22 protein-coding genes, 1 pseudogene and 1 other annotated feature are annotated in these 24,244 nt (G+C 58.8%); of the genes and pseudogenes, 15 read left to right on the top strand and 8 right to left on the bottom strand.

The features are described 5' to 3' along the window. Window positions 1–17 precede the first annotated feature (17 nt). Window positions 18–121, top strand: a sequence feature (Trp leader region). 24 nt (window positions 122–145) lie between these two features. The 6 genes and pseudogenes from WA302_RS14065 (at window position 146) to WA302_RS14040 (ending at window position 7,239) form a co-directional block, all read left to right on the top strand. Beyond that, window positions 146–1,708, top strand: coding sequence for an anthranilate synthase component 1 (locus tag WA302_RS14065; protein WP_025303047.1), 1,563 nt, complete (start codon window positions 146–148; stop codon window positions 1,706–1,708). Next, window positions 1,708–3,304, top strand: a pseudogene (gene trpD, locus WA302_RS14060) (bifunctional anthranilate synthase glutamate amidotransferase component TrpG/anthranilate phosphoribosyltransferase TrpD). Before WA302_RS14065 ends, trpD begins: the two are co-directional and overlap by 1 nt. Before the next feature lie 3 nt (window positions 3,305–3,307). After that, window positions 3,308–4,669 carry a bifunctional indole-3-glycerol-phosphate synthase TrpC/phosphoribosylanthranilate isomerase TrpF gene (trpCF, locus tag WA302_RS14055; RefSeq protein ID WP_127146000.1) on the top strand — a complete coding sequence of 454 codons (1,362 nt, stop codon included), beginning with the start codon at window positions 3,308–3,310 and terminating at the stop codon, window positions 4,667–4,669. 41 nt (window positions 4,670–4,710) lie between these two features. Next, window positions 4,711–5,901 (top strand): tryptophan synthase subunit beta, encoded by a 1,191-nt coding sequence (gene trpB / locus WA302_RS14050; RefSeq protein ID WP_149570646.1) that lies wholly within the window; start codon window positions 4,711–4,713, stop codon window positions 5,899–5,901. Beyond that, complete coding sequence (gene trpA, locus WA302_RS14045; RefSeq protein WP_025303052.1) at window positions 5,901–6,707, top strand: tryptophan synthase subunit alpha; 807 nt, start codon at window positions 5,901–5,903, stop codon at window positions 6,705–6,707. The genes trpB and trpA overlap by 1 nt, the downstream gene beginning before the upstream one ends. 217 nt (window positions 6,708–6,924) lie before the next feature. After that, window positions 6,925–7,239, top strand: a complete 315-nt coding sequence (locus WA302_RS14040) for a BON domain-containing protein (RefSeq protein ID WP_025303053.1) — start codon at window positions 6,925–6,927, stop codon at window positions 7,237–7,239. Between the two features lie 44 nt (window positions 7,240–7,283). On the opposite strand, the gene ompW is transcribed toward WA302_RS14040, so the two are convergent. Next, window positions 7,284–7,916, bottom strand: a complete 633-nt coding sequence (gene ompW / locus WA302_RS14035) for an outer membrane protein OmpW (protein ID WP_016927514.1) — start codon at window positions 7,914–7,916, stop codon at window positions 7,284–7,286. Window positions 7,917–8,202: 286 nt separating this feature from the next. Here ompW and WA302_RS14030 point away from each other — a divergent pair, with 286 nt between their 5' ends. Further along, complete coding sequence (locus WA302_RS14030; protein ID WP_142590318.1) at window positions 8,203–8,643, top strand: YkgJ family cysteine cluster protein; 441 nt, start codon at window positions 8,203–8,205, stop codon at window positions 8,641–8,643. A 34-nt stretch (window positions 8,644–8,677) separates the two neighbouring features. After that, window positions 8,678–9,430 (top strand): YciC family protein, encoded by a 753-nt coding sequence (locus tag WA302_RS14025; RefSeq protein WP_016927513.1) that lies wholly within the window; start codon window positions 8,678–8,680, stop codon window positions 9,428–9,430. A 53-nt stretch (window positions 9,431–9,483) separates the two neighbouring features. On the opposite strand, the gene WA302_RS14020 is transcribed toward WA302_RS14025, so the two are convergent. Continuing rightward, window positions 9,484–11,187 (bottom strand): SulP family inorganic anion transporter, encoded by a 1,704-nt coding sequence (locus WA302_RS14020; protein ID WP_025303055.1) that lies wholly within the window; start codon window positions 11,185–11,187, stop codon window positions 9,484–9,486. A 222-nt stretch (window positions 11,188–11,409) separates the two neighbouring features. Here WA302_RS14020 and WA302_RS14015 point away from each other — a divergent pair, with 222 nt between their 5' ends. Together WA302_RS14015 and yciA are read left to right on the top strand one after the other, a co-directional pair. Then, window positions 11,410–11,949 (top strand): septation protein A, encoded by a 540-nt coding sequence (locus WA302_RS14015; protein WP_004932082.1) that lies wholly within the window; start codon window positions 11,410–11,412, stop codon window positions 11,947–11,949. A 76-nt stretch (window positions 11,950–12,025) separates the two neighbouring features. Then, window positions 12,026–12,454 carry an acyl-CoA thioester hydrolase YciA gene (gene yciA / locus WA302_RS14010; RefSeq protein WP_004932085.1) on the top strand — a complete coding sequence of 143 codons (429 nt, stop codon included), beginning with the start codon at window positions 12,026–12,028 and terminating at the stop codon, window positions 12,452–12,454. Window positions 12,455–12,523: 69 nt separating this feature from the next. Here yciA and bioB read toward each other — a convergent pair whose 3' ends face one another. The 3 genes from bioB to WA302_RS13995 all read right to left on the bottom strand — a co-directional run bounded on the left by bioB (window position 12,524) and on the right by WA302_RS13995 (window position 15,762). Beyond that, on the bottom strand, window positions 12,524–13,546 hold the full coding sequence (gene bioB, locus WA302_RS14005; protein ID WP_117286753.1) for a biotin synthase BioB: 1,023 nt from the start codon (window positions 13,544–13,546) through the stop codon (window positions 12,524–12,526). A gap of 582 nt (window positions 13,547–14,128) precedes the next feature. Continuing rightward, on the bottom strand, window positions 14,129–14,872 hold the full coding sequence (gene tonB, locus WA302_RS14000) for a TonB system transport protein TonB (protein ID WP_049205514.1): 744 nt from the start codon (window positions 14,870–14,872) through the stop codon (window positions 14,129–14,131). Between the two features lie 236 nt (window positions 14,873–15,108). After that, the gene (locus WA302_RS13995; protein WP_025303057.1) at window positions 15,109–15,762 is read right to left on the bottom strand and encodes an epoxyqueuosine reductase QueH; all 654 of its coding nucleotides are present in this window, start codon (window positions 15,760–15,762) and stop codon (window positions 15,109–15,111) included. Window positions 15,763–15,937: 175 nt separating this feature from the next. Here WA302_RS13995 and WA302_RS13990 point away from each other — a divergent pair, with 175 nt between their 5' ends. Then, window positions 15,938–16,234 carry a YciI family protein gene (locus WA302_RS13990; protein WP_004932096.1) on the top strand — a complete coding sequence of 99 codons (297 nt, stop codon included), beginning with the start codon at window positions 15,938–15,940 and terminating at the stop codon, window positions 16,232–16,234. 108 nt (window positions 16,235–16,342) lie between these two features. Here the strand turns inward: WA302_RS13990 and WA302_RS13985 are convergent, their stop codons facing one another. Further along, on the bottom strand, window positions 16,343–17,197 hold the full coding sequence (locus WA302_RS13985) for a LysR substrate-binding domain-containing protein (protein WP_261456413.1): 855 nt from the start codon (window positions 17,195–17,197) through the stop codon (window positions 16,343–16,345). Between the two features lie 91 nt (window positions 17,198–17,288). Between WA302_RS13985 and WA302_RS13980 the strand changes: the two genes are divergently transcribed. After that, window positions 17,289–18,245 (top strand): DMT family transporter, encoded by a 957-nt coding sequence (locus WA302_RS13980; RefSeq protein ID WP_151428584.1) that lies wholly within the window; start codon window positions 17,289–17,291, stop codon window positions 18,243–18,245. 24 nt (window positions 18,246–18,269) lie between these two features. Here the strand turns inward: WA302_RS13980 and WA302_RS13975 are convergent, their stop codons facing one another. Together WA302_RS13975 and WA302_RS13970 are read right to left on the bottom strand one after the other, a co-directional pair. Beyond that, entirely contained in the window at window positions 18,270–19,271 is a 1,002-nt protein-coding gene (locus WA302_RS13975) for a LacI family DNA-binding transcriptional regulator (protein ID WP_025303060.1), read from the bottom strand. Between the two features lie 70 nt (window positions 19,272–19,341). Further along, entirely contained in the window at window positions 19,342–19,896 is a 555-nt protein-coding gene (locus WA302_RS13970; protein WP_025303061.1) for a D-lyxose/D-mannose family sugar isomerase, read from the bottom strand. 228 nt (window positions 19,897–20,124) lie between these two features. On the opposite strand from WA302_RS13970, the gene WA302_RS13965 reads away from it, so the two are divergent. Genes WA302_RS13965 through WA302_RS13955 form a run of 3 tightly spaced genes read left to right on the top strand, consistent with a single transcriptional unit; the run spans window position 20,125 to window position 24,183 of the window. Next, window positions 20,125–21,159, top strand: coding sequence for an NAD(P)-dependent alcohol dehydrogenase (locus tag WA302_RS13965; RefSeq protein ID WP_043142480.1), 1,035 nt, complete (start codon window positions 20,125–20,127; stop codon window positions 21,157–21,159). A 4-nt stretch (window positions 21,160–21,163) separates the two neighbouring features. Then, window positions 21,164–22,681 carry a xylulokinase gene (xylB, locus tag WA302_RS13960; RefSeq protein ID WP_336064265.1) on the top strand — a complete coding sequence of 506 codons (1,518 nt, stop codon included), beginning with the start codon at window positions 21,164–21,166 and terminating at the stop codon, window positions 22,679–22,681. Then, complete coding sequence (locus WA302_RS13955; RefSeq protein ID WP_060433196.1) at window positions 22,678–24,183, top strand: sugar ABC transporter ATP-binding protein; 1,506 nt, start codon at window positions 22,678–22,680, stop codon at window positions 24,181–24,183. Before xylB ends, WA302_RS13955 begins: the two co-directional genes overlap by 4 nt. Window positions 24,184–24,244: the final 61 nt, after the last annotated feature.

Genomic DNA, 24,244 nt, shown 5'->3' with positions numbered 1-24,244 from the left:
ACAACTATATTTCTCTTCACGGTTGGTGGCGTACCTCCCTCTTGCGGGCGGTGTAATCGCGCATAGCTGTCATCTGACAATGCAGATTTCCTGAGCCCGCACTTGATGCGGGCTTTTTTATGGACAGAATTCACTGGAACCACCGATGATGAACACCAAACCACAACTGACATTGCTGAAGGCGCAAGCCAGCTACCGGGGCGACCCCACCACCCTTTTCCACCAGCTGTGCGGCGCCCGTCCGGCCACCCTGCTGCTGGAGTCGGCGGAAATCAACAGCAAACAGAATCTGCAGAGCCTGCTGGTGATCGACAGCGCGCTGCGCATTACCGCACTGGGCCACACCGTCAGCGTGCAGGCACTGACCGCCAACGGCGCGGCGCTGCTGCCGCTGCTGGACGAAGCGCTGCCGCCTGAGGTACGCAACCAGGCACGCCCCAACGGCCGCGAGCTGACCTTCCCGGCGATCGACGCGGTGCAGGACGAAGATGCCCGCCTGCGCTCACTGTCGGTGTTCGACGCGCTGCGTACGCTGCTGACCCTGGTGGACTCACCGGCGGACGAGCGCGAAGCCGTGATGCTGGGCGGCCTGTTCGCCTACGATTTGGTCGCCGGTTTCGAAGACCTGCCGGCACTGCGCCAGGATCAGCGCTGCCCGGACTTCTGCTTCTATCTGGCTGAAACGCTGTTGGTGCTTGATCACCAACGCGGTACGGCCCGTCTGCAGGCCAGCGTCTTCAGTGAACAAGCGAGTGAAGCGCAGCGTTTGCAGCAACGTCTGGAACAACTTCAGGCCGAGTTGCAACAAACCCCGCAGCCGATCCCGCACCAAACGCTGGAAAACATGCAGCTGAGCTGTAACCAGAGCGACGAAGAGTACGGCGCGGTGGTCAGCGAGCTGCAGGAAGCGATCCGCCAGGGCGAGATTTTCCAGGTGGTGCCGTCGCGCCGCTTCACCCTGCCGTGCCCGGCGCCGCTGGCGGCCTACCAGACGTTGAAAGACAACAACCCCAGCCCGTACATGTTCTTCATGCAGGATGATGACTTCACCCTGTTCGGCGCTTCGCCGGAGAGCGCGCTGAAATACGACGCGGGCAATCGCCAGATCGAAATCTACCCGATCGCCGGCACCCGCCCGCGCGGACGCCGTGCCGATGGTTCGCTGGATCTGGATCTCGACAGCCGCATTGAGCTGGAAATGCGCACCGACCACAAAGAGCTGGCCGAGCACCTGATGCTGGTCGATCTGGCGCGCAACGATCTGGCACGCATCTGCCAGGCCGGCAGCCGCTACGTGGCCGACCTGACCAAGGTGGATCGCTATTCGTTCGTCATGCACCTGGTTTCCCGGGTGGTGGGCACCCTGCGCGCCGATCTCGACGTGCTGCACGCCTATCAGGCCTGCATGAACATGGGCACCCTCAGCGGCGCGCCGAAAGTGCGGGCGATGCAGCTGATCGCCGCCTCAGAAGGCACGCGCCGCGGCAGCTACGGCGGCGCGGTGGGCTACTTCACCGCCACCGGCGATCTGGATACCTGCATCGTCATTCGCTCTGCCTACGTTGAAGACGGCATCGCCACCGTGCAGGCCGGCGCCGGCGTGGTACTGGACTCCATCCCGCAGGCGGAAGCCGACGAAACCCGTAATAAAGCCCGTGCCGTGCTGCGCGCCATCGCCACTGCGCACCATGCCAAGGAGGTGTTCTGATGGCCGATATCCTGTTGCTCGACAACGTCGACTCCTTTACCTACAACCTGGTCGATCAGCTGCGCGCCAGCGGCCACCAGGTGGTGATTTACCGTAACCAGATCGCCGCCGAGGTGATCATCGAACGCCTGGAGCACATGACCCAGCCGGTGCTGATGCTGTCGCCGGGCCCCGGCACGCCGTCCGAAGCGGGCTGCATGCCGGAACTGCTGCAGCGCCTGCGCGGTCGGCTGCCGATTATCGGCATCTGCCTCGGCCACCAGGCGATCGTCGAAGCCTACGGCGGCCAGGTCGGCCAGGCGGGTGAGATCCTGCACGGTAAAGCCTCGGCGATCGTTCACGATGGCGAAGGCATGTTCGCCGGCATGGCCAACCCGCTGCCGGTGGCGCGCTACCACTCGCTGGTCGGCAGCAACATCCCGGCCGATCTCACCGTCAACGCCCATTTCGGCGAGATGGTGATGGCGGTGCGCGACGACCACCGCCGCGTGTGCGGCTTCCAGTTCCACCCGGAATCGATTCTGACCACCCATGGCGCGCGCCTGCTTGAGCAGACCCTCGCCTGGGCGCTGGCGAAGTAATATAAGGAACACGACGATGCAACCTATTCTTGAGAAACTGTACCGCGCCGAGTCGATGAGCCAGCAGGAAAGCCAACAGCTGTTCAGCGCTATCGTGCGCGGCGAACTGGAACCTAGCCAACTGGCAGCGGCGTTGATCAGCATGAAAGTCCGCGGCGAGCGCCCGGAAGAGATCGCCGGCGCCGCCAAAGCGCTGCTGGACGACGCTCAGCCGTTTCCGCGCCCTGACTACCCGTTCGCCGATATCGTCGGCACCGGCGGCGACGGCACCAACAGCATCAATATTTCCACCGCCAGCGCCTTTGTGGCGGCGGCGTGCGGCGCGAAAATCGCCAAACACGGCAACCGCAGCGTCTCCAGCCGTTCCGGCTCTTCGGATCTGCTGGCAGCGTTCGGCATCCGTCTGGATCTGCCGGCGGAAGAAGCGCGCAAGGCGCTGGACGACCTCGGCGTGTGCTTCCTGTTCGCGCCGCAGTACCACACCGGTTTTCGCCACGCCATGCCGGTGCGCCAGCAGCTGAAGACCCGCACGCTGTTCAACGTGCTGGGCCCGCTGATTAACCCGGCGCGTCCGCCGCTGGCGCTGATCGGCGTATACAGCCCGGAACTGGTGCTGCCGATTGCCGAAACCCTGCGCGTGCTGGGTTATCAACGTGCGGCGGTGGTTCACGGCGGCGGCATGGACGAGGTGGCGATCCACGCCCCGACGCACGTAGCGGAATTGAACAACGGCGAAATCAGCAGCTACCAGCTCACGCCGCAGTCCTTCGGATTGGAAACCTATCCGCTGGAAGCCTTGCTGGGCGGCACGCCGGAAGAAAACCGTGACATTTTGGCGCGGCTGTTACAAGGTAAAGGCGAGCCGGCGCACGCCGCGGCGGTCGCGGCCAACGTCGCGTTGCTTCTGAAGTTATTCGGACATGAAGACCTGCGCCAAAATGCGCGGCAGGCACTGGATATGATCAACAGCGGGCAGGCCTATGAGCGTGTCATCGCACTGGCGGCAAGAGGATAAATGATGCAGGAAACCGTGCTACACAAGATTGTCCGCGACAAAGCGCAATGGATCGCGGCGCGACAACAGCAACAGCCCCTGGCCGGCTTTCAGAATGACATCGTACCGAGCGAACGCAGCTTCTACCACGCGCTGCAGGGCACCCGGACGGCTTTCATTCTCGAATGCAAGAAGGCCTCGCCTTCCAAAGGGCTGATTCGCGAGAGCTTTGATCCGGTGGAGATCGCCACGGTCTATAAAGATTTCGCCTCGGCGATCTCGGTGCTGACCGACGAGAAATACTTCCAGGGCAGCTTTGATTTCCTGCCGCTGGTCAGTAAGACCGTCAGCCAACCGGTGTTGTGCAAAGACTTTATCATCGACCCGTATCAGATTTACCTGGCGCGCTACTATCAGGCCGACGCCATTCTGCTGATGCTGTCGGTGTTGACCGACGAGCAGTACCGCCAGCTGGCCGCGGTGGCCCACAGCCTCAATATGGGCGTGCTGACCGAAGTGATCAGTGAAGAAGAGCTGCAGCGGGCGATCGCGCTGGAAGCGCGCGTGGTCGGCATCAATAACCGCGATCTGCGCGATCTGAGCATCGACCTGAACCGCACCCGTGAGCTGGCGCCGCGCGTGCCGCATGGCGTAACGGTGATCAGCGAGTCGGGCATCAACAACTACGGGCAGATCCGCGAGCTGAGCCATTACGCCAACGGCTTTCTGATCGGCAGCGCGCTGATGTCTGAACCCGATCTGCGCGCCGCCGTGCGCCGCGTGATCCTGGGCGACAACAAAGTGTGCGGCCTGACCCGCCCACAGGACGCCGCCGCCGCGTATCAGGCGGGCGCCATCTACGGCGGGCTGATTTTCGTCGGCCGCTCCCCGCGCTACGTGGATATCACCCGCGCCCGCGAAGTGATTTCCGGCGCGCCGCTGAAGTACGTCGGCGTATTCTGCGACGCCCAGGTCGAGACCGTGGCGTTGACCGTTGAGCGCCTCGGTCTGCACGCGGTGCAATTACACGGCGCGGAAGACCAGGCTTATATCAGCGCCCTGCGCGCCCGCTTGCCGGCCGATTGCCGCATCTGGAAAGCGCTGAGCGTGAAAGATCGGGTGCCGGCGCGCGATTTGCAGTATGTCGATCGCTACCTGCTCGACAACGGTGCCGGTGGCACCGGCCAACGCTTCGACTGGTCGGTATTGCAAGACGAAGATCTGACTAACGTGATGCTGGCGGGCGGCCTGCGCGCCGACAACTGCGTCGAAGCGGCCAAGCTCGGCTGCGCCGGGCTGGACTTCAACTCCGGCGTGGAAAGCGAACCGGGCATCAAAGATCCCGCGCGCCTGGCCTCGGTCTTCCAGACCCTGCGCGCCTACTGAATACGGCTCAACATTAATAACGGATAATAACGGGAACTCTCATGACGCTGCTTAACCCCTACTTCGGCGAATTTGGTGGCCAGTATGTGCCGCAAATACTGATGCCGGCCCTGAAACAACTGGAAGAAGCCTTTGTCAGCGCTCAGCGCGATCCGGAATTTCAGGCTGAATTTATCGATCTGTTGAAGAACTACGCAGGCCGCCCGACGGCGCTGACGCTGTGCAAAAACCTCACCGCCGGCAGCAACACCAAGCTTTATCTGAAGCGTGAAGACCTGCTGCACGGCGGCGCACACAAGACCAACCAGGTGCTGGGCCAGGCGTTGCTGGCCAAGCGCATGGGCAAAACCGAGATCATCGCGGAAACCGGCGCAGGCCAACACGGCGTCGCGTCGGCGCTGGCCTGCGCGCTGCTCGGCCTGAAATGCCGCATCTATATGGGCGCCAAAGACGTCGAGCGCCAGTCGCCGAACGTGTTCCGCATGCGGCTGATGGGCGCGGAAGTGATCCCGGTGCACAGCGGCTCCGCCACCCTGAAAGACGCCTGCAACGAAGCGTTGCGCGACTGGTCCGGCAGCTATGAAACCGCGCACTATATGCTCGGCACCGCCGCCGGCCCGCACCCGTACCCCACCATCGTGCGTGAATTCCAGCGCATGATCGGCGAAGAAACCAAAGCGCAGGTGCTGGAGCGCGAAGGCCGCCTGCCGGATGCGGTCATCGCCTGCGTCGGCGGCGGCTCCAACGCCATCGGTATGTTCGCCGATTTTATCGATGACGCCGACGTTGGGCTTATCGGCGTGGAACCTGCCGGCCTGGGTATCGAAACCGGTCAGCACGGCGCGCCGCTCAAGCACGGCCACGTCGGCATCTACTTCGGCATGAAGGCGCCGATGATGCAGACCGACGAAGGCCAGATTGAAGAGTCCTATTCGATTTCCGCCGGGCTGGACTTCCCATCCGTCGGGCCGCAGCACGCCTACCTGAACAGCACCGGCCGCGCCGAATACGTGTCGATCACCGACGACGAAGCGCTGGAAGCGTTCAAGGCGCTGTCGCGCCATGAAGGCATTATCCCGGCGCTGGAATCCTCACACGCCCTGGCGCACGCGCTGAGAATGATCCGTGAAACGCCGCAGAAAGAGCAAATCTTGGTGGTCAACCTGTCCGGCCGCGGCGACAAAGACATATTTACCGTTCACGACATTTTGAAAGCTCGGGGAGAAATCTGATGGAACGTTATCAGCAACTGTTCACGCGTCTGGAAAGCAGCAAGGAAGGCGCCTTCGTCCCGTTCGTGACGTTAGGCGATCCCAATCCGACGCTATCGCTGCAGATTATCGACACCCTGATCGAAGCCGGTGCGGACGCGCTGGAGTTGGGCATCCCCTTCTCCGATCCGCTGGCGGATGGCCCCACTATCCAGAGCGCGACGCTGCGCGCTTTCGCCGCCGGCGTCACGCCGACCCAGTGCTTCGAGATGCTGGCGGCCATCCGCCAGAAGCACCCGACCATTCCCATTGGGCTGCTGATGTACGCCAATCTGGTGTTCCATAAAGGCATCGATGCGTTTTACCAACGCTGCGCCGAAGTGGGCGTGGATTCGGTGCTGGTCGCCGACGTGCCGTTTGAAGAGTCTGCGCCGTTCCGCGCCGCGGCCATTCGCCACGGTATCGCACCGATCTTCATCTGCCCGCCGAACGCCGATGACGATCTGCTGCGTGAAATCGCGTCGCACGGCCGCGGCTACACCTACCTGCTGTCGCGCGCCGGCGTCACCGGCACCGAAAGCCGAGCGCAGCTGCCGTTGCATCACCTGGTGAACAAGCTGCGCGAGTATCACGCCGCGCCGCCGCTGCAGGGCTTCGGCATCTCCGAACCCGAGCAGGTGAAGGCGGCGCTGCAGGCCGGGGCCGCCGGCGCGATCTCCGGCTCGGCAATCGTCAAAATCATCGAACAGCACCATGCCAACCCGGCGGAGATGCTGACTAAGCTGGCGGCCTTTGTCAGCAATATGAAGCGCGCCACCCGGGCGTGATCCTCTTTAGCGAGCGCCCTGCCGGCGCTCGCTTTAACAGCTTGTTTCCCCTCAAAGTTTGTTCCATTTATTTACAGCAAAAATTTGAACAAAACCCAGTCTTGTCTCACAATGAACTTTGTTCGCTATGCATTTCTTCGTTTGATTTGGGGAATGCGCTCGCTGCGGCGAAAAACCGTAGCGAATTTCAACCATAACATTGCATGGAGAGTAATTTATGAAGCTGTTTAAAACCCTTTCGGCCTTGTGCATGGCAGCCGTTGTGGCGGTCGCGGTGAGCGCTTGCGCGCCGACGGCAAAATCAGAGGGAACAGGCGGTTATATCGATGACACCGTGGTCACCACCAAAGTGAAATCGGCGTTGCTGGCGGATAAAAACATCAAGTCACGCGAGATTAGCGTGGAAACCTTTAAAGGGCGCGTACAGCTGAGCGGCTTCGTGACGTCCAGCGATGACGCCAACCGTGCGGTGCAGGTCACACGCGGCGTAGCCGGCGTGAAATCTGTTGAAAACGTGATGCAGATTAAATAATACCGACACAGGGAGGCGCAACGCCTCCCTGCTTGAAGCCTTCATCAGAAGCGGTAACCCGCCCCGAACATGAACACCCACGGATCCAGACGCGTATCGAAGCTATGGTGCCCACCATTCGCATCGTTGAAGCGAGTTTTGGTTTCGATGTTCATCCACCACACCGACATGTTCAGCATCCAGTGCTCATCCAGGTTGTAATCCAGGCCGGCCTGCGCCGCCACGCCCCAGGAATCTTTCAGATCGAGGTCGCTCAACCCGGCGCTTTTGCCGTAGTCGTTGAACTTCTCGTCGAAGAAGGTGGTGTAGTTAACGCCAACGCCCAGGTAAGGACGCAGTTTGTCCTGCTTGTCGCCGAAGTAGTATTGCGCCATCAGCGTAGGCGGCAGTTGGTGAACGGTCGCCAGATCGGTACCGCCCAGCGTCACCTTGTGGCGGAATGGCGTTGCGGCCAACAACTCAACGCCGATGTTGTCCGTCACCATGTAACCGAAGGTCAGACCGAGCTGGGTGTTGTTTTTCGCATCCAGCGAGCCCAACCCCAGTACGTTGTCTGAACCCGCATTTGGACGCACGGTCGCGGTTCCCGCGCGGAACAGGAAATCACCGGCCTGATGCGCACTTGCCAACATAGGCGCCATCATCGTCGCCAATACCATCAGAGTTGTCTTTTTCATTATCCATTCCATTTGTGTGGTTAATCGCTCGAGGGGGAATATACCTACTTTCGGGTATTTGTGATCCCATCGAGATCACATCTTATGTGTAAAAATTTAAAATCCCACTAAAAACAAGGTTACCTAACCGTCTAATAAATCAAGGATTGATCTGCATCAAAAAAACGATTTTGTTGCAAATTATCTACATGTTCAAATTTCAGTTGCGGAGAAAAATGCGGCTGAGGTAATTTCATTTTCCGTGTTGGTTTTGGTTGGTGCCGTGAGGAGTCGGCGGGCAATCAAGATGAGCGAAATCCTTAATCCCTGTGTCAGCTGCGGCGCATGCTGCGGTTATTTTCGAGTGTCATTCTATTGGGCCGAAGCCGAAGACGGCGGCGGCACCGTCCCCCTTTCCCTGACGGAGCCTTTGAGCCCGTTCCTGCGCTGCATGCAGGGGACCAACAGCAAGTCTCCCCGCTGCACCGCGCTGGACGGCGAGATCGGCAAAACCGTGTCCTGCTCGATCTACCTCAATCGACCCAGCCCGTGCAGAGAGTTCGATCAGTCCGGTGAAAACGGCCTGCGTAACGAAGCCTGCGATCGCGCCCGGGAACGCTACGGCCTGCCCCCCTTGCCGGTGCCCTTGCCGCTATCGCTGCCTGAGACGACGATCGTTGAAGAAATAGGCGTAGTGCAATTCGCGGGGTGCCACAGCGGCGTGGAACAGGGTACAATCACCCACTGATTTATCTCTGTTTTCCCGACGCCAAGGAGTCTGCATGCCTATCACGGCCAACGCTTTGTACCGTGACAGTTTTAACTTTTTACGCAATCAACTGGCCAGCATCCTGATGCTGGCGCTGTTGACGGCGTTTATCTCCGTGCTGCTGAATCAGGCCTTCAGCCCCGATGCCGAACAGTTGGCGACGCTCGCTGCCACCACCAGCGATTTCGCTTCCTCTACCGGCATGGGCATTCAGGAAGTGATCCAGCAGATGACGCCGGAACAGCAGATGGTGTTGCTGAAAGTGTCGGCGGCCGCCACCTTCTCCGCGCTGGTCGGCAACGTGCTGCTGGTCGGCGGGATGCTGACGCTGATCCGTCTGGTGTCGCAAGGGCAACGCACCAGCGCCCTGCGCGCGCTCGGCGCTTCGGCGCCCGATCTGCCTCGCCTGTTGTTGCTGCTGTTTATCTGCACCCTGCTGATCCAACTTGGCCTGACGCTGTTTGTGGTGCCGGGCGTGCTGATGGCTATCGCCTTCGCACTGGCGCCGGTGATCGCCTCCGTCGACAAAAAAGGCGTCTTCGCTTCGCTCAAGCTGAGCAGCAAATTAGCCTTCGCCAATGCGCGCGTGCTGGTGCCGGCGATGATGCTGTGGCTGGCGGCCAAGCTGCTGGTGCTGTTTTTGGTGAGCCATCTGTCGGTGCTGACGCCGAACGTCGCCAGCGTGGTACTGACCGCGTTGAGCAACCTGGTGTCTGCCCTGCTGCTGATCTATCTGTTCCGTCTGTACATGCTGCTGCGCGGCTAACGCCGGTGCAAGCAAAAACCAAGGGGCACGCTTCGGCGCGCCCCTTTTTTTGTTTACCCCACCACGGCGGCTTCCGCCTGCTCCTTACTCTGAATCAGTTTCAGGGCCAGATACAGGTCCGGCACCAAAATCAGCTCTTTGTCGCGCCCTAAGCGGTTGATGCGGAACCAACGCGTCAGCTCGGTGCGGCGCCCCGCCAGCACCAGCCTTACGTTACGCTGTAACAGGTCGCGTTTCAGTTCGTCGATGGCCGCCAGCACGCTGATATCGGCGTGGGTGAAACTGGCCACCGCATCCACCACCACCCAACGTGGCTGGAACGGCGTGCCGTCGACCAAATTGAGAATACGGCGTTTGAAATACGCCACGTTGAAATAGGTCAGCGGCGAATTGAAGCGATACATCATGACGCCAGGCACCGCCTTCACCCCATTGTTATTGCCCATGGAATGGATCATGCCTTCGTCGTTGACGCCCAGCAGCTGTTCCGTCGGCCGGAAGACGGTGCGCAGAAACTGCATCAGCCCCAGCAACACCGCCAGCCCAATGCCGCTGATCACTCCCACCAGCAGCACGCTGAGGAAGGTAAACAGCGCCAGGCGGAACGCCTGCGCGTTGCGACGGCGCAAGATCCAGATGCCGCGGATGTCCAGCAGCGACCAGGCCGCATACATCAGCACCACGCCCAACCCGGCCACCGGAATAAACTGCAGCGGCGCCATCAGGAACAGCAAGACAAAGGCAATGACCGCGGCGGCGATGATCGACACCAGTTGGCTCTTGCCGCCGTTGGCATCATTCACCGCGGTGCGCGAATCCGCGCCGCTGATGGCGAAACCTTGCGACAGCGCAGAGACGATATTCACCAGCCCCAGCGCGCGAAACTCGGCGTCGGCGTTCACCTCATAACCGTTTTTGGCGGCGAAGCTGCGGGCGGTGAGCATCATGCTGACAAAACTCACCACCGCCAGGTTAAGCGCCGGGATCACCATGTCGCGCAGCAAACCGGGCTGGAAGTCCGGCCACTGGACGATCGGCAGCACGCCGCTGAAACCGCCCACCGTCACCACGCCATGCTGCTGCAGGCCGCCCGCCCAGGTCACGAACGCCGCCAGCACGATAGCGAACAGCGGCGCCGGCCAGTTAGGCCGCCATTTTTTAAATCCGAGCAGCGTCACCAGCGTCAGCAACGACACCGCCATCGTCAGCCAGTCGCTGTGCAGCAGGTTACCGGGCAGCGCGTAGATGCGCTCGATCAGCTGTGCCGGGCGCATCGTAAACCCCAACACCTTGCCGATCTGATCGACAATAATGGTGATCGCCACCCCGTTCAGCAGCCCGCTGAGGATCGGTCGCGACAGCAGATCCGCCAGCGCCCCCAGCTTGAACCGGCTGGCCAGCAGGCACCAGCCGCCCATCATGGCGGTCATCATGATGGTCAGCTGCCAATGGCGTTCCATATTGCCCGCTGCCAGCGGCGTCACCACGGCGGCGATCACCGCGCAGGTGGCAGCGTCAGGCCCAACGATCAGCTGGCGCGACGAGCCGAACAGCGCGTAGGCCATCATCGGCAAGATACAGGAATAGAGCCCCACCACCGGGCTAACCCCGGCCAGTTCGGCGTAGGCGATGGCCACCGGTAGGGCGACGGCGGCGACGGAAAGGCCGGCGCGAATATCCGGCTTGAGCCAACTGCGTTGATAGCCCAATAAATGCGTCAAACCAGGCGTCAGGGCCTGGAGAGATTTCCACTGCATGCTTGTTTTCCGCGGTAAATTATCTGGTTATTATGACACTTACTATGCGACCTGCGGCCCGCGCTGGCAATGTGCCGGCGCTTTCTTGCGTAAGTTTATGCAAATTCCTGCTTTCGCGGCAGAAATCCGCCGACCAAACGCCGATAATCGGCAACGCCCGGCGGTACACAGAGCTCGCCGAATCCGGTATAGTCGGCCGATGAACAGATGATGGATTGATTTATGAAGCAGTTTCTTGATTTCCTCCCGCTAATTGTCTTTTTCGCTTTTTATAAGCTGTACGACATCTACGTCGCCTCCGGCGCGTTAATTGTCGCCACCGCACTGGCGCTGGTGTTCACCTGGGTGAAATACCGCAAGGTCGAGAAGATGACGTTGATCACCTTCTTGATGGTGCTGGTATTCGGCACCCTGACGCTGGTATTCCATAATGATTTGTTTATCAAATGGAAGGTCACGGTGATTTACGCGCTGTTCGCGCTGGCGCTGCTGATCAGCCAATGGGTGCTCAAAAAACCGCTGGTTCAGCGCATGCTGGGCAAAGAGCTGACGTTGCCGGACAAAGTGTGGAGTAACCTCAACCTGGCCTGGGCGGTCTTCTTCCTGGCCTGCGGCCTGGCGAACATCTATGTCGCCTTCTGGCTGCCGCAAAGCGTCTGGGTCAATTTCAAAGTCTTTGGCCTGACGGTACTGACGCTGGTCTTCACCCTCCTCAGCGGTATCTATATTTACCGGCACATGCCGGAAGAACAGAAAAAATAGTTACAAAATTGTTAATGCCTGCGGCGCTTGCCGCGGGCAGTATGATGTTATTCCCTCCTTTTAAAAGCAGACTGCTATGACACAACAACGACCTTTACCCAGCGGCGAGCTGGTGCTGCGCACGCTGGCGATGCCGGCTGATACCAATGCTAACGGTGATATCTTCGGCGGCTGGCTGATGTCGCAAATGGATATCGGCGGCGCCATTCAGGCCAAAGAGATCGCCGAAGGGCGCGTGGTGACGGTACGCGTAGACGGCATGACCTTCCTGAAACCGGTGGCGGTAGGCGACGTGGTTTGCTGCTATGCGCACTGTATCCGCACCGGGCGCAGCTCGATCACCATTAATATCGAAGTGTGGGTAAAGAAAGTTTCTTCCGCCCCGATCGGCCAGCGTTACCGGGCGACCGAAGCGGTGTTCACCTATGTGGCGGTCGATGCGGAAGGCAACTCGCGCGCGCTGCCTGAGGGCAAAATGAATTTCCGCGTCGGTTTCGAAGAATAAGATGATTGAAGCCAACAGCATACTGCTGTTGGCTTGCCGCTTTATCCGTGGGCATATTTAAATGCCGCATCAAATAACCTGATAATAGTTCTCATCATCCATAGTCATTACGTCTTTCAGCAATGACGCGCCCTCTTCCTCGTCTGTCAGTGATTGGCGCACTTTTTGTGTTTTCAGACCCAACTTCCGTATCAATTTCATATCCTGATCCTCATCGGGATTCGTTGCCGTTAACAATTTGCATCCATAGAAAATTGAATTGGCCCCCGCCATAAAACACATGGCCTGCATTTGCTCATTCATTTTCTCGCGCCCTGCCGCGATGCGCACATAGGAGGTCGGCATCATGATTCTGGCAACGGCAATGACGCGGATATAGTCAAAGGCATCCACCGGCTCACTGTCTTCCAGGGGGGTGCCCGCCACCTTGACCAGCATGTTAATGGGCACACTTTCCGGCGCTTTAGAAAGGTTTGCCAATTGCAAAAGCAGACCTATCCGGTCTAGGTTACTTTCACCTAGACCCAATATTCCACCGGAGCAGACCTTGATGCCGGCCGCCCTGACTTTATCGATCGTCGTTAATCTATCCTGATAAGTGCGGGTTGTGATGATGCTGCCATAATATTCGGGAGAGGTATCCAGATTGTGGCTATAGTAGTCTAAGCCAACGTTAGCCAATCGCTCGACCTGAGAATCAGTCAGTTTTCCCAGCGTCATGCAGGTTTCCAACCCCAACGCCTTAACCCCTCTGACCATCTCCTCCAAATAAGGCATATCGCGTTCGTGAGGATTACTCCAGGCCGCTCCCATGCAAAATCTCGAGGAGCCAGCCTCTTTCGCTGTACGGGCTGACTGTAAGACTTTTTCTACCTGCAACAACTTTTCTGCCCGCAATCCTGTTTTATACCTTGCGCTTTGCGAACAATATTTGCAGTCCTCTGGGCACCCTCCTGTTTTAACAGACAGCAAAGTGCTCATTTGTATTTCCAGCGGATCAAAATGTTGACGATGCACCTTTTGCGCATCATAGAGCAAATCCAACAAAGGCTTATTAAACAGCACTTTCACTTTATCAATCGTCCAGCTCATATTTTCATCCTGATGTTATTCGCAGTGACAGCCCCATCAGACAGCCCCCGTTCTGTCACACAGATTAACGGAGACTTCACTGATCTGAGTGGCTGTTTGAGACCGCACCTTCCCTCGCTCACCGACGAACAATGCAGTGGTCGTCGGCTTAGCGGGCGTAGTGACAAATCTCGCTCCGCATTCAAGCAAATCACCCCTCTATTGTAAACCTGAATTACATATTACATGTTTACCGTTGATTATTTTTCACCCAGACTTGGCGCATAATCACGACAGGAATAAATTTAAAACCTGCGTATCCATGTCAAAAAAACTCATAACCTGATGAAAATGAATGTTTTTCAACAGACATGTAAAAGTATTGCTATGAGAACGGTGAAGTTTGCCGGCAGATTGCGAATATTTATGAGGATAAATTTGGCATTGCGGTAGGACAAAAGAGGACGTCCACGTAAAACAATCAACGTGAATTATCAGGTCTGGATAGCTTCCTCGCCCAGGCATCGGGCGAGGAAGTCAAGGACGGTAGTCAGATGAAGCGACAAACGATCAACACGCTTGATATCTGTCGCCAGATCTACCTCAGTTCAATTCGGTCGAGCCATCCAGCTTGAAGCGAATGTTGACGATGAGGTCTTTCGCTTCTTTGGCTTCATAGCGCCATTTGCGTAGCGCCTGCTTCACTTCGCGCTCGAACATATTGCGCGGTTCGGCCGACAAGATACGCACGTTACTCAAGCGACCATCGCTGTCGACATCAAACTGGACCCTAACACTGCCTTCAATCTGTAAGGCCAGCGCGCGCGGCGGATACATCGGTTTGGACTGCACCAACGCCTTCGGCACGACCTCGCGCGAATTGCCCTGCACCGGCGCGGCAGGCGCCTGTTTCACCGGCGCTTTGTCGATCGGCTTGGCCGGCGAATCGTTGTTGAACGGTGACGGTTCGCGCGGCTCGACTTTTTTCGGCTCCGGTTTGACCTGTTTTTCGACCTTTGGCTTCGGCTTAGGTTTTGGTTTCGGCTTGACCGGCTCCGGCTTCACGATCGCCTTTGGCGGCGGCTCCACGATAGGTTCCGGTTCTGGCTCCGGCTCAGGTTCGACCTGCGGCGGCTCCGGCTCGGCCGGCGCAGGTGGCGGCGGTTCGGCCATCGCGGCGGTATTGACCATCATGACGCTGATCGGCGCGTCCTCTGGCTTCGGCAGCTCCACTACTTCGTTTACCGAAGCGTAAAGCAATCCCGCCACCAGGGCGCTGTGCAGGCCTACGGACAAGACGAAAGGCACGGATATACGGCGATTAAGGAACATCTTTTTTAGCGGCATAATGATTCTGTTTCCTCTGGTTCGCCAAGTTTAAATGCAAATAGCAATCATATTCAATAACGAAAGGCAAACTATCGCTTTAATCGTCAGTATGCGCGGCTAAAACCAGCAAACTCATAAGGATATTAACCTTGCCGTTGCTTTTTTACCGCCGGGGCGACACGCTTCATTAACGTTTGGCCAGGCGTCAAAAAGTAAAAAACCCGCCGGAGCGGGTTAATTGCGGTGAGTCAGCGCTATTCTTCATCACCATAGTAAAGCACGCCCAGTTTGATCAGCGGTCGCCCTTGCGCCTTACGGTGCAGGTTGGTGTCGCGCAGCGAATAGACGCAGCCGCAGTATTCCTGCTGATAGAAGCGTTCGCGCTTGCTGATCTCTATCATGCGCGACGAACCGCCCTTCTTGCGCCAGTTGTAATCCCAGTACACCAGATCGGGATACTTTTCCGCCGCCCGGATGCCGCAGTCGGTGATCTGCTGCATATTCTTCCAGCGCGAAATGCCCAGCGAGCTGGAGATGGTGTCGTAACCGTGCTCATGCGCATACAGCGCCGTGCGCTCGAAACGCATGTCGAAACACATGGTGCAGCGGATACCGCGCTCCGGCTCATTCTCCATCCCCTTGGCGCGGGCGAACCAGTTGTCGGTGTCGTAATCGGCATCGATAATCGGCACCCCGTGCTGCTCGGCGAAACGGATGTTCTCTTCCTTGCGCAGCAGATACTCTTTTTGCGGGTGAATGTTGGGGTTATAGAAGAAAATGGCGTACTCGATCCCGGACGCCTGGATCGCTTCCATCACTTCGCCGGAACAGGGCGCGCAGCAAGAGTGCAGCAGCAGTTTACTTTTGCCCGCCGGCAAATCGAGTTTTTCCCTTACCAGTTCCGTCATGTCCTCACCTCAATGGCATATCAGTTTAAGCGCGCCGCACTATACGAATAAAAAGTAGCGGCTTCAAGGCATAAGCGCCAATCCGCGGGGAAATTCGCCGCGTACCGTTCCCCTGCCGTGCCTTTTGCGCTACCTTGGTAGCACCGTTTTATAGCCATGATTTTAAAGGTGAAACATGCTTTATCTGATCTACGCGCAAGACGTCCCCAACTCGCTGGAAAACCGTCTGGCGGTGCGCCCGGCACACCTGGCGCGCCTGCAGGCGCTGCGCGACGCCGGCCGCCTGGTGGTCGCCGGCCCTAACCCGGCCATCGACAGCAACGATCCCGGCGCCGCCGGCTTTACCGGTTCAACGGTGATCGCCGAATTCGCCTCGCTGGCGGAAGCCCAGGCCTGGGCGCAGCAGGATCCTTATATCGCCGCCGGCGTCTATGCCGACGTGACGGTGAAGCCGTTCAAACAGGTGTTCTGATCTCCAGCCCTCGAATACCGGGAACGCCCCGCGATACAGCGTTCCCGGCGCTAGCCACATCTCTCCGTCACCGTCATGCTCGATTCGTCTTCCCCACGCGGCCGATATTCATGTTCTCCCCCGTAAATACTCACCGATGACGCTTTCCAGCATCGCCACCGCCGGTTGGCTGGCGGCCGTGGCAGAACGGAGCAGTTGCACTTCATGTGGTGCGACCGAAGGCAATTCGTCGAGTATCCGCATCGCCGCCGAAACCCGTGCGCGGTCAAGCAGCGTGACGGCCAATCCTGCCTCGATGGCAGCCGCCACCACGCTGGCCGAAGGGCTGCTCACAACCACTCGCCAATGCCTTCCCGCCCTGGTCAATGCATCGATCATAGCCTCACGATAAGGGCAATCGGCGGCATGCAATGCCAGCGGCAGCGGCCGGTTAGCCTGCAGCGCCAGCGAACGGCCTCCAACCCACACTGGTACTGTCACCGCGAGCGGTGTCGGACACTGTCTCTTCGAGGGTTGAACCACCAGCGCAAGATGCAGCCGATTACGGCCAATTTGTTCCACCAGCGCCTGACTGGCAGCGGTAGAGACCTCCAGCTCCACCGCGGGGAAACTGTCGGCAAACCGCGGCAAAATATGGCGTATCACATGAGAAGCGTACTCATCAGGCAATCCCAATTTGATATGGCCGCTTAGCGGCGCGCCCTGCAGTTCCCGCAGAATATCGTCATGGGCGCTCAGCAGCCCGAGCGTCGATGCCAGCAGCTTGCTTCCCAGCGGCGTCAGCACCACGGCCTGATTGTCACGCTCCAGCAGGCGGCCGCCCACCACCTGTTCCAGGCGCTGGATATGCACGCTCACGGCGGCGGGGCTGCGATTGACAAATGCCGCCGCCGCGCGAAATTGCCCCAAACGTGCAATGGCGTGAAAAGTGCGCAAGAGATCGATATCCAATGTCGGCCGCATGATTTAACTCCATTAAACAACTGAACGAAAATTATTCGATTTATTAAATTATAGCCACACACTACCATCGGGCGGAAAGGAGGTGACCATCATGTCCCTGCCATCATTTCGCCCCTCGTCCCACTGCGGCAAACATCGCGGCAAAGCCGCCCTCTGGCTGGCTGCGGCCGAGGTTCTGCTGATCGTGGCCTGGAGCTCCGGTTTCGTCGGCATCCGCTTCGCCGCCGATTACGCGCCGGTGTTGCTGGTGGCGTTCTGGCGCTGCGTGGTCGTCGCTCTCGCGTTGCTGCCGTTTAGTCTGAACGCCATCAGGCGTGCATCTCCTCTGACGATAGCGGTTCACGCCGGGATTGGGTTGCTTGCCATGACCGGTTACCTGGCCGGCGTCAGCAAAGGCATCGAATATGGCGTGCCGGCCGGGTTGGCCGCACTCATCGCCGATTTGCTCCCTCTCGGCACCGCGCTGCTGAGCATGCTGTTGCAACGCCGTCTGCCCGATGGTCGCGTTTGGTCCGGCTTAACCTTGGGGGTTAGCGGGGTAACGCTGGCGACCGGCAGCGCCATCTCATGGGGAGAAGCCCCATTGTGGAGTTACCTGTTGCCGCTGGCGGGGATGCTCTCGCTCGCGCTGGCAACCCTGTGGCAGGAACGGCTGCCGCGGGCGCACGCAATGAGTTTGCCGGCCTCGCTGGGGATACAAAGCGCGGCTTCGGCGCTGGCTTTCGCCGCGCTGGCCGGCAATGAAGGCCCGCTGCTGCCCACGGTAACGACGGGGTTTGCGATCGGCGTGCTTTGGAACGCGCTACTGGCGACGCTGGCCGGTTACGGCCTGTACTGGTTGTGTCTAAAGCTCACTTCTGCGCTGCGCGTGACGAGCCTGCTGTTTCTCAGTCCCTTCGTTACCTTCTGCTGGGCCGGGTTAATGTTCAATGAACCCCTTTCCTGGCCCATGCTGCTAGGCGCGGCGACGGCAGGAAGCGGTTTGTGGCTGCTCATCCGTCCCGCCGGGCGGGATGAGCCAAAAACAGCGCAACACGCTGAAAAATGAAGGATAAGGAGAACGGGTGCGCCGTTACGCGACGAGTTTTCCTCGCACCACCACCTTGCCCGGTTTGATCTCGGGGTCGGCAATACGACGGATCGCCAGATTCAAGGCTTGCCAGGCGATCTCTTGCAAATCATGCGACACGCAAGGGAAATGGAAACCGTAGATCTCGGCATGCGAAACCTCATCGATGCTGAACAGCGACACGTCCTGCATCAACGGCAGCCGATGTTCGATACAGGCCTTGATGATACCCAGGGAGATCTGGTTATTGCAGCCGACGAAAAAGTCCGGCGCGCGGTGATTGGCCAGCCAGCGGCTCGTCTCTTGCCAGGCGACGTCCATAAAGAAATCGGCATACAGCACTTCAAACGACGCCACTTTCCCTTGCAACGCCGCCTGCAGCCCTGTGACCCTGTCCCGTGCAACGTTGGAGTTCTCCGGTCCGGACACCACCACCACCCGCTGCGCTTTCTGTTCCAAAAGCCAGCGCCCCGCCTGGAGACCGCAGTCCAGGTTATCGATATACACGCCGCTGCAGTGGCGATTGTCCAGTTCCCGGTCGATCAGCACCACCGGGATATTCAATGTTTCCAACCGTTTTAGATAGGAAGGCTGGTACAGATGATCGTTGGAAATGACCGAGAGAATGATCGCATCGACGTTGTAGCCAATCAGTTTGTCGATGATTCTGTCTTCGCTTTCCTGAGACTCATAGGAGTCGAACACCAGGGTGTCGTACCCCATTTTTTGCGCTTCAAGCGTCATCAGGCGTGTCAGGCCGCCAAAGAACGGGTTGGCCATATCCGGGTTGACGATGCCAATGGTTCTGCTGCTTTTCGCCCGCAGGTTGCGCGCCGCGGCATTGACCACATAGCCGAGTTCGGCAGCCGTCTCCCGAATGCGGCGCAGCGTTTCCGGATGAACCTTGTCCGGCTGTGAAAATGCCCGCGACGCGGTGATTTTACTGACGTTTGCCTGTGCGGCCACGCTAGCCAGCGTCGCTTTCCGTCCTCGACCCACTGCCAAATGCAGCTCCTTAGCTTAAAGTATCATTTTGTACCATTGGCAACATCATGACAGAACTTTCATCGTGGCGCTAATGGTTTACGCCTGCCAGGCGGTTAATCCGGGGATCGGTAAAGATATCCAGCTCGTCACGGCTCTCGGAAGAGAACTCGGACACCACTGCGCCCCGCTTCCCAGCCTGAAACCAGTGCCGGGTATTGGGGGCGATGGTGTATTGTTCGCCAGGCCGCAAGAGAATATAGCGATTGCAGGTGTACCAAGGTTCTGCGCCCTCTGGCACCCGACATACCGGTTCGCCGCCGGCATCATTAAGCGTCAGGTTTTCATCATCGACAAACAAAAACACCTCTCCCCAACGGCAACGGAACGTCTCTTGCTTGCCGGGTGTGCCGGCAAAGGGAGGATGTAAATGTTCCGGGCAAGTCTGACCAGGAAACAGCACCAGCTCTTTCGCGCAATACCGAGGTGAGTTGACATAGGTCAGCAGCTGCAGCCCTGAGACGGGATAGTCAGCCAAGCCAAACGTCGCAATTTCAATACGTTGCTGTTCTTCCTCAGTCAAAACAATGTCCGCCTCACGCAAGTATTCCAGCGTAGCGGCTATGGCACGTTGTTGTTTGTTCATCATTTCCCCTGCAAAGTAACGGTATCGATATCAGCATGCTGATATTAAAACCGTCATTGCATCGCCGATTTTGTGATCTTCATCCCTATATTGAATAACAACCCACCAGCAAAATTAACTCCCGTCGAGTAATTCCAACATCGATCACAGTTTAACCCCCCGCTTTAGCCCACTATCGCCGCATTGAAATGATATCGTTACCATAAAAATGATTCACCAGGAGGCAATATGAAAGCATTAGTGTTGGCCAAAGCGGGGGAAATCGCTATCGAGGACGTCCAGCTTGCCGAAACGCTGGGGCCCGATGATGTGCAGATAAAAATTCATTCCGTGGGCATCTGCGGCAGCGATGTGCACTATTACCAACATGGCCGCATTGGCCCGTTCGTGGTTAACGCCCCGATGGTGCTTGGCCATGAAGCCGCCGGCGTGGTGCTCGCGACCGGTAAAAACGTCACTCACCTCAGCGTCGGCGATCGCGTTTGCATGGAGCCCGGCATTCCCGATCTCAACTCGGCGCAGACGCGCGCCGGGATTTACAACCTGGACCCGGCCGTTCGCTTCTGGGCGACGCCACCGGTGCACGGCTGCCTGCGCGAAACCGTCATCCACCCCGCCGCCTTCACGTTCAAATTGCCGGACAACGTCAGTTTCGCTGAGGGCGCCATGGTGGAACCCTTAGCCATCGGCATGCAAGCGGCCACCAAAGCCGGGATCAAACCCGGCGATATCGCACTGGTGATCGGCGCCGGGCCGATCGGCGTGGTCACCGCCCTCGCGGCGCTGGCGGGCGGCTGTTCGGACGTCATTATCTGCGACCTGTTTGACGAAAAACTCGCCGTGGCGGCCAGTTATGAGGGGCTGCACGCCGTCAATATCAAAACCGGCGACCTGGCGGGGAAAGTGGCCGCGCTCACCAGCGGCAATGGCGCCGATGTCGTGTTTGAATGCAGCGGCGCCAAACCGGCTATCGCTACGCTGGCCGAGCATGCGGCGCCCGGGGCGACCGCCGTGCTGGTCGGCATGCCGATCGATGCCGCGCCGATGGATATCGTCGCCGCGCAGGCCAAGGAAATCACCTTCAAGACCATTTTCCGCTACGCCAACATGTACCCGCGCACGCTGCGGCTGTTGAGCAGCGGCAAATTGCGCGTCCAGCCGTTGATAAGCCAAACCTACAAGTTTTCCGACAGCGTAGCCGCTTTCGAGCGCGCGGCGGCAGGACATGCCTCGGACATCAAAATCATGCTGGAAATGGAGTGATCCTATGGCGCTCTATGCTGGCATAGACTGCGGTACGCAAGGCACGAAAGTCGTGATTGTCGACAGCACACAGGGCGTGATCCTCGGTGAGGGCAACGCCCCTCACCGTCTCATCAGCCAAGCCAATGGCCGGCGCGAACAAGAGGCCGACTGGTGGATTGAGGCGTTAGTCATCGCTTTTCGCCAAGCCGTGACTAACGCCGGCGTTGATGCACGGGAGATTCATGCTCTGGGGGTCTCGGGCCAACAACATGGGTTTGTGCCACTGGACGCAGACGGCAACGTGCTGCACAGCGTCAAGCTGTGGTGCGATACCGAAACCGCAGAGGAAAACGAACGACTCCTGCAACAGCTCGGCGGAGCCAACGGCTCGCTGGAAACACTCGGCCTGCGGATCGCCACCGGTTATACCGCGTCAAAAATCCTTTGGTTCAAAACACACCATCCGGCGCTCTGGGCAAAACTGCACACCGTGTTGTTGCCTCATGATTATTTGAACTTCTGGCTGACCGGGGAGCGCGTAGCGGAATATGGCGACGCTTCCGGCACCGGGTTGTTCGATGTACGCACCCGTCGCTGGAGCAAAACCGCGGTCGATCTCATCGACGACAGCGGCCGCCTGTGGCAAGCCCTGCCGCCGCTCAAAAGCGCGGAATGCTGCATCGGCACGGTGCGCCCCGCCGCCGCGGAAAAACTCGGCCTCGGCCCGGCAGTTCGGGTATCGACCGGCGGCGGCGACAACATGATGGCGGCCATCGGTTCCGGCAACATCGAGGCCGGCACCCTTACCCTGAGTCTGGGCACCTCCGGCACGCTATTCGCCTGGTCTGCCGCCCCCGTCGCGGCGGAGTCGGACATGATTGCCGGCTTCTGCTCCAGCACCAACGGGTGGCTGCCATTGATTTGCACCATGAATGTCACCTCGGCCACCACTGCGGTACAAATGCTGCTGGACGAAGACCTTGCCGGCTTTAACGCTTTGTTGACGCAGGCCGTGCCCGGTGCAGGCGGTGTCGAGATGCTGCCGTTCTTCAATGGCGAACGTGTTCCGCCGTTGCCCCACGCGCGCGCCAGTCTGCATAACCTCGATAGCGACAATTTTACCCGTGCCAATCTCTGCCTGGCGGTAGTCGAAAGCGCTACGTATGGGTTGCGCTATGGCATCGAGCTGTTTCGCCGTCAGGGCATCGAAGCGCGCGAGATCCGCCTCACCGGCGGCGGCGCCCGCAGCGCCGCCTGGCGACAAATCGTCGCGGACGTGATGGGGTGCCCGGTAGTCTGTCTGAAAGCCAAAGAGACCGCCGCGCTGGGCGGCGCCATTCAGGCGATGTGGGCGACGACGTTGGCCGACGATCCGCAGCGGAACGCCGGCGCGTTGCTGGCCGAACTGTGCCAGCGTTTCGTTGCGCTGGATGAGGCCACGCGCACACGGCCACATGCTGGCAGACAGGCGCAATACGAGACGCTTTATCAACGGTACCTGCAACGCTTGCAGCAGACCTATCCGGAGGTGCAACTGTGACGCGAGATCCCCAGACGCAAGCGCCCGCCTACCTGCTGGAGGTCAGCGGCGTCAGGAAAGCTTTTGGCCCGGTCGTGGCGCTCAAGAATGCGGAGTTTTGCCTGCGGCGTGGATCCATCCATGCCCTGTGCGGCGGCAACGGCGCGGGTAAATCCACCTTTCTCAGCATTCTGATGGGCTTTATTCAACCCGATGGCGGCGACATTTTTATCAATGGCCAACGCTGTGAATTTCATCATCCCCGGGAAGCCCTCAACGCCGGCATCGCCATCGTGCAGCAGGAACTGAGCGCGATCCCGGATCTGACGGTGGCCGAAAACATTTGGCTGGGCCGCGAGCCGAGACGCCTAGGGTTCGTCGATTTCGCGACGCTCAATCAACGCACCACCAGCTTGCTCAAGGAACTCGATTTCAAGATCGACGCCCGAGAGAAAATGCGCAACCTGAGCGTCGCCGAGCAGCAGTTGGTCGAGATCGCCAAAGCGCTGTCGCATGCCAATGCCGACATCATCATCATGGATGAACCCACCTCGGCGATTGGCGAGGAGGATGCGCAAAAAATCTTTCAGACGCTTCAGCAACTGGCGGCGAAAGGTAAAGGCATTATCTACGTCTCCCACCGTTTGTCAGAGATATTCCAAATCGCGGACAGCTACACCATTTTCCGCGACGGCGCCTATATCCATGAAGGCTATATCGCTGACATTACCCGTGAGCAGCTGATCGAACACATTATTGGCGGCGAGTACGACAGCGAGTTCGCCAAATTCAATCAGCCCGGTGAAGAGGTCTTGCTGGAGGTCAACAACCTGTGTTGGCGCAGCAAGATAAAAGATATCAGCCTGCAACTGAAGCACGGTGAGATCCTGGGCATCTACGGCCTGGTGGGATCGGGCCGCAGCGAGTTTCTCGATCTTATCTTCGGCATTCAGCATGCCGACAGCGGCACGATCCGCTTGGGTGACAAGACGCTGAACCGCCATTCTCCGCGCAAGGCCATCGACAGCGGTATTGCCTACGTGACGGAAGATCGCAAGGAAACCGGCCTAGTGCTGTGCCGTTCCGTCAGTGAAAACATCAATATCGCCTCTTTTGCCGGCATCAGCCGGATGGGGTTTGTCAGCGAGAAACGGGAGCAGGCGCGAACCCGCGACATGATCCAGCGCTTCAACGTTAAAACCCACGATGGCGAACAACCCGTGGGTAACCTGAGCGGCGGCAACCAGCAAAAAGTGGTGCTGGGCCGTTGGGCGCTGCTGGATCCGGAGGTTTTGCTGCTCGACGAGCCGACGCGCGGCATCGACGTCGGCGCCAAGAAAGAGATCTACCGATTTATGTCGGAGTTCGCCTTGCAAAACAAAGGGATCATCATGGTTTCCTCCGAGCTTTCGGAAATTATCGGCATGAGCGATCGCATATTGGTGTTTCGCGACGGGCAGTTGGCCGGCGAGCTTTCGGCGGCCGATGCGACCCAGGCAGCACTGATGAAACTTGCGGTTTAACCAGAGAGAGAAAAAAAATGAGCAGCGCCCACTCCTTATCACCAGGAATTTCATTTTTCAC

The sequence above is a fragment of the Serratia sp. 201 genome (assembly GCF_037027545.1).
GTDB classification, from domain to species: Bacteria; Pseudomonadota; Gammaproteobacteria; order Enterobacterales; family Enterobacteriaceae; genus Serratia; species Serratia bockelmannii.
Note: the sequence above shows the minus strand (reverse complement) of the source record. Positions and strands in the feature narration are given on the sequence as shown.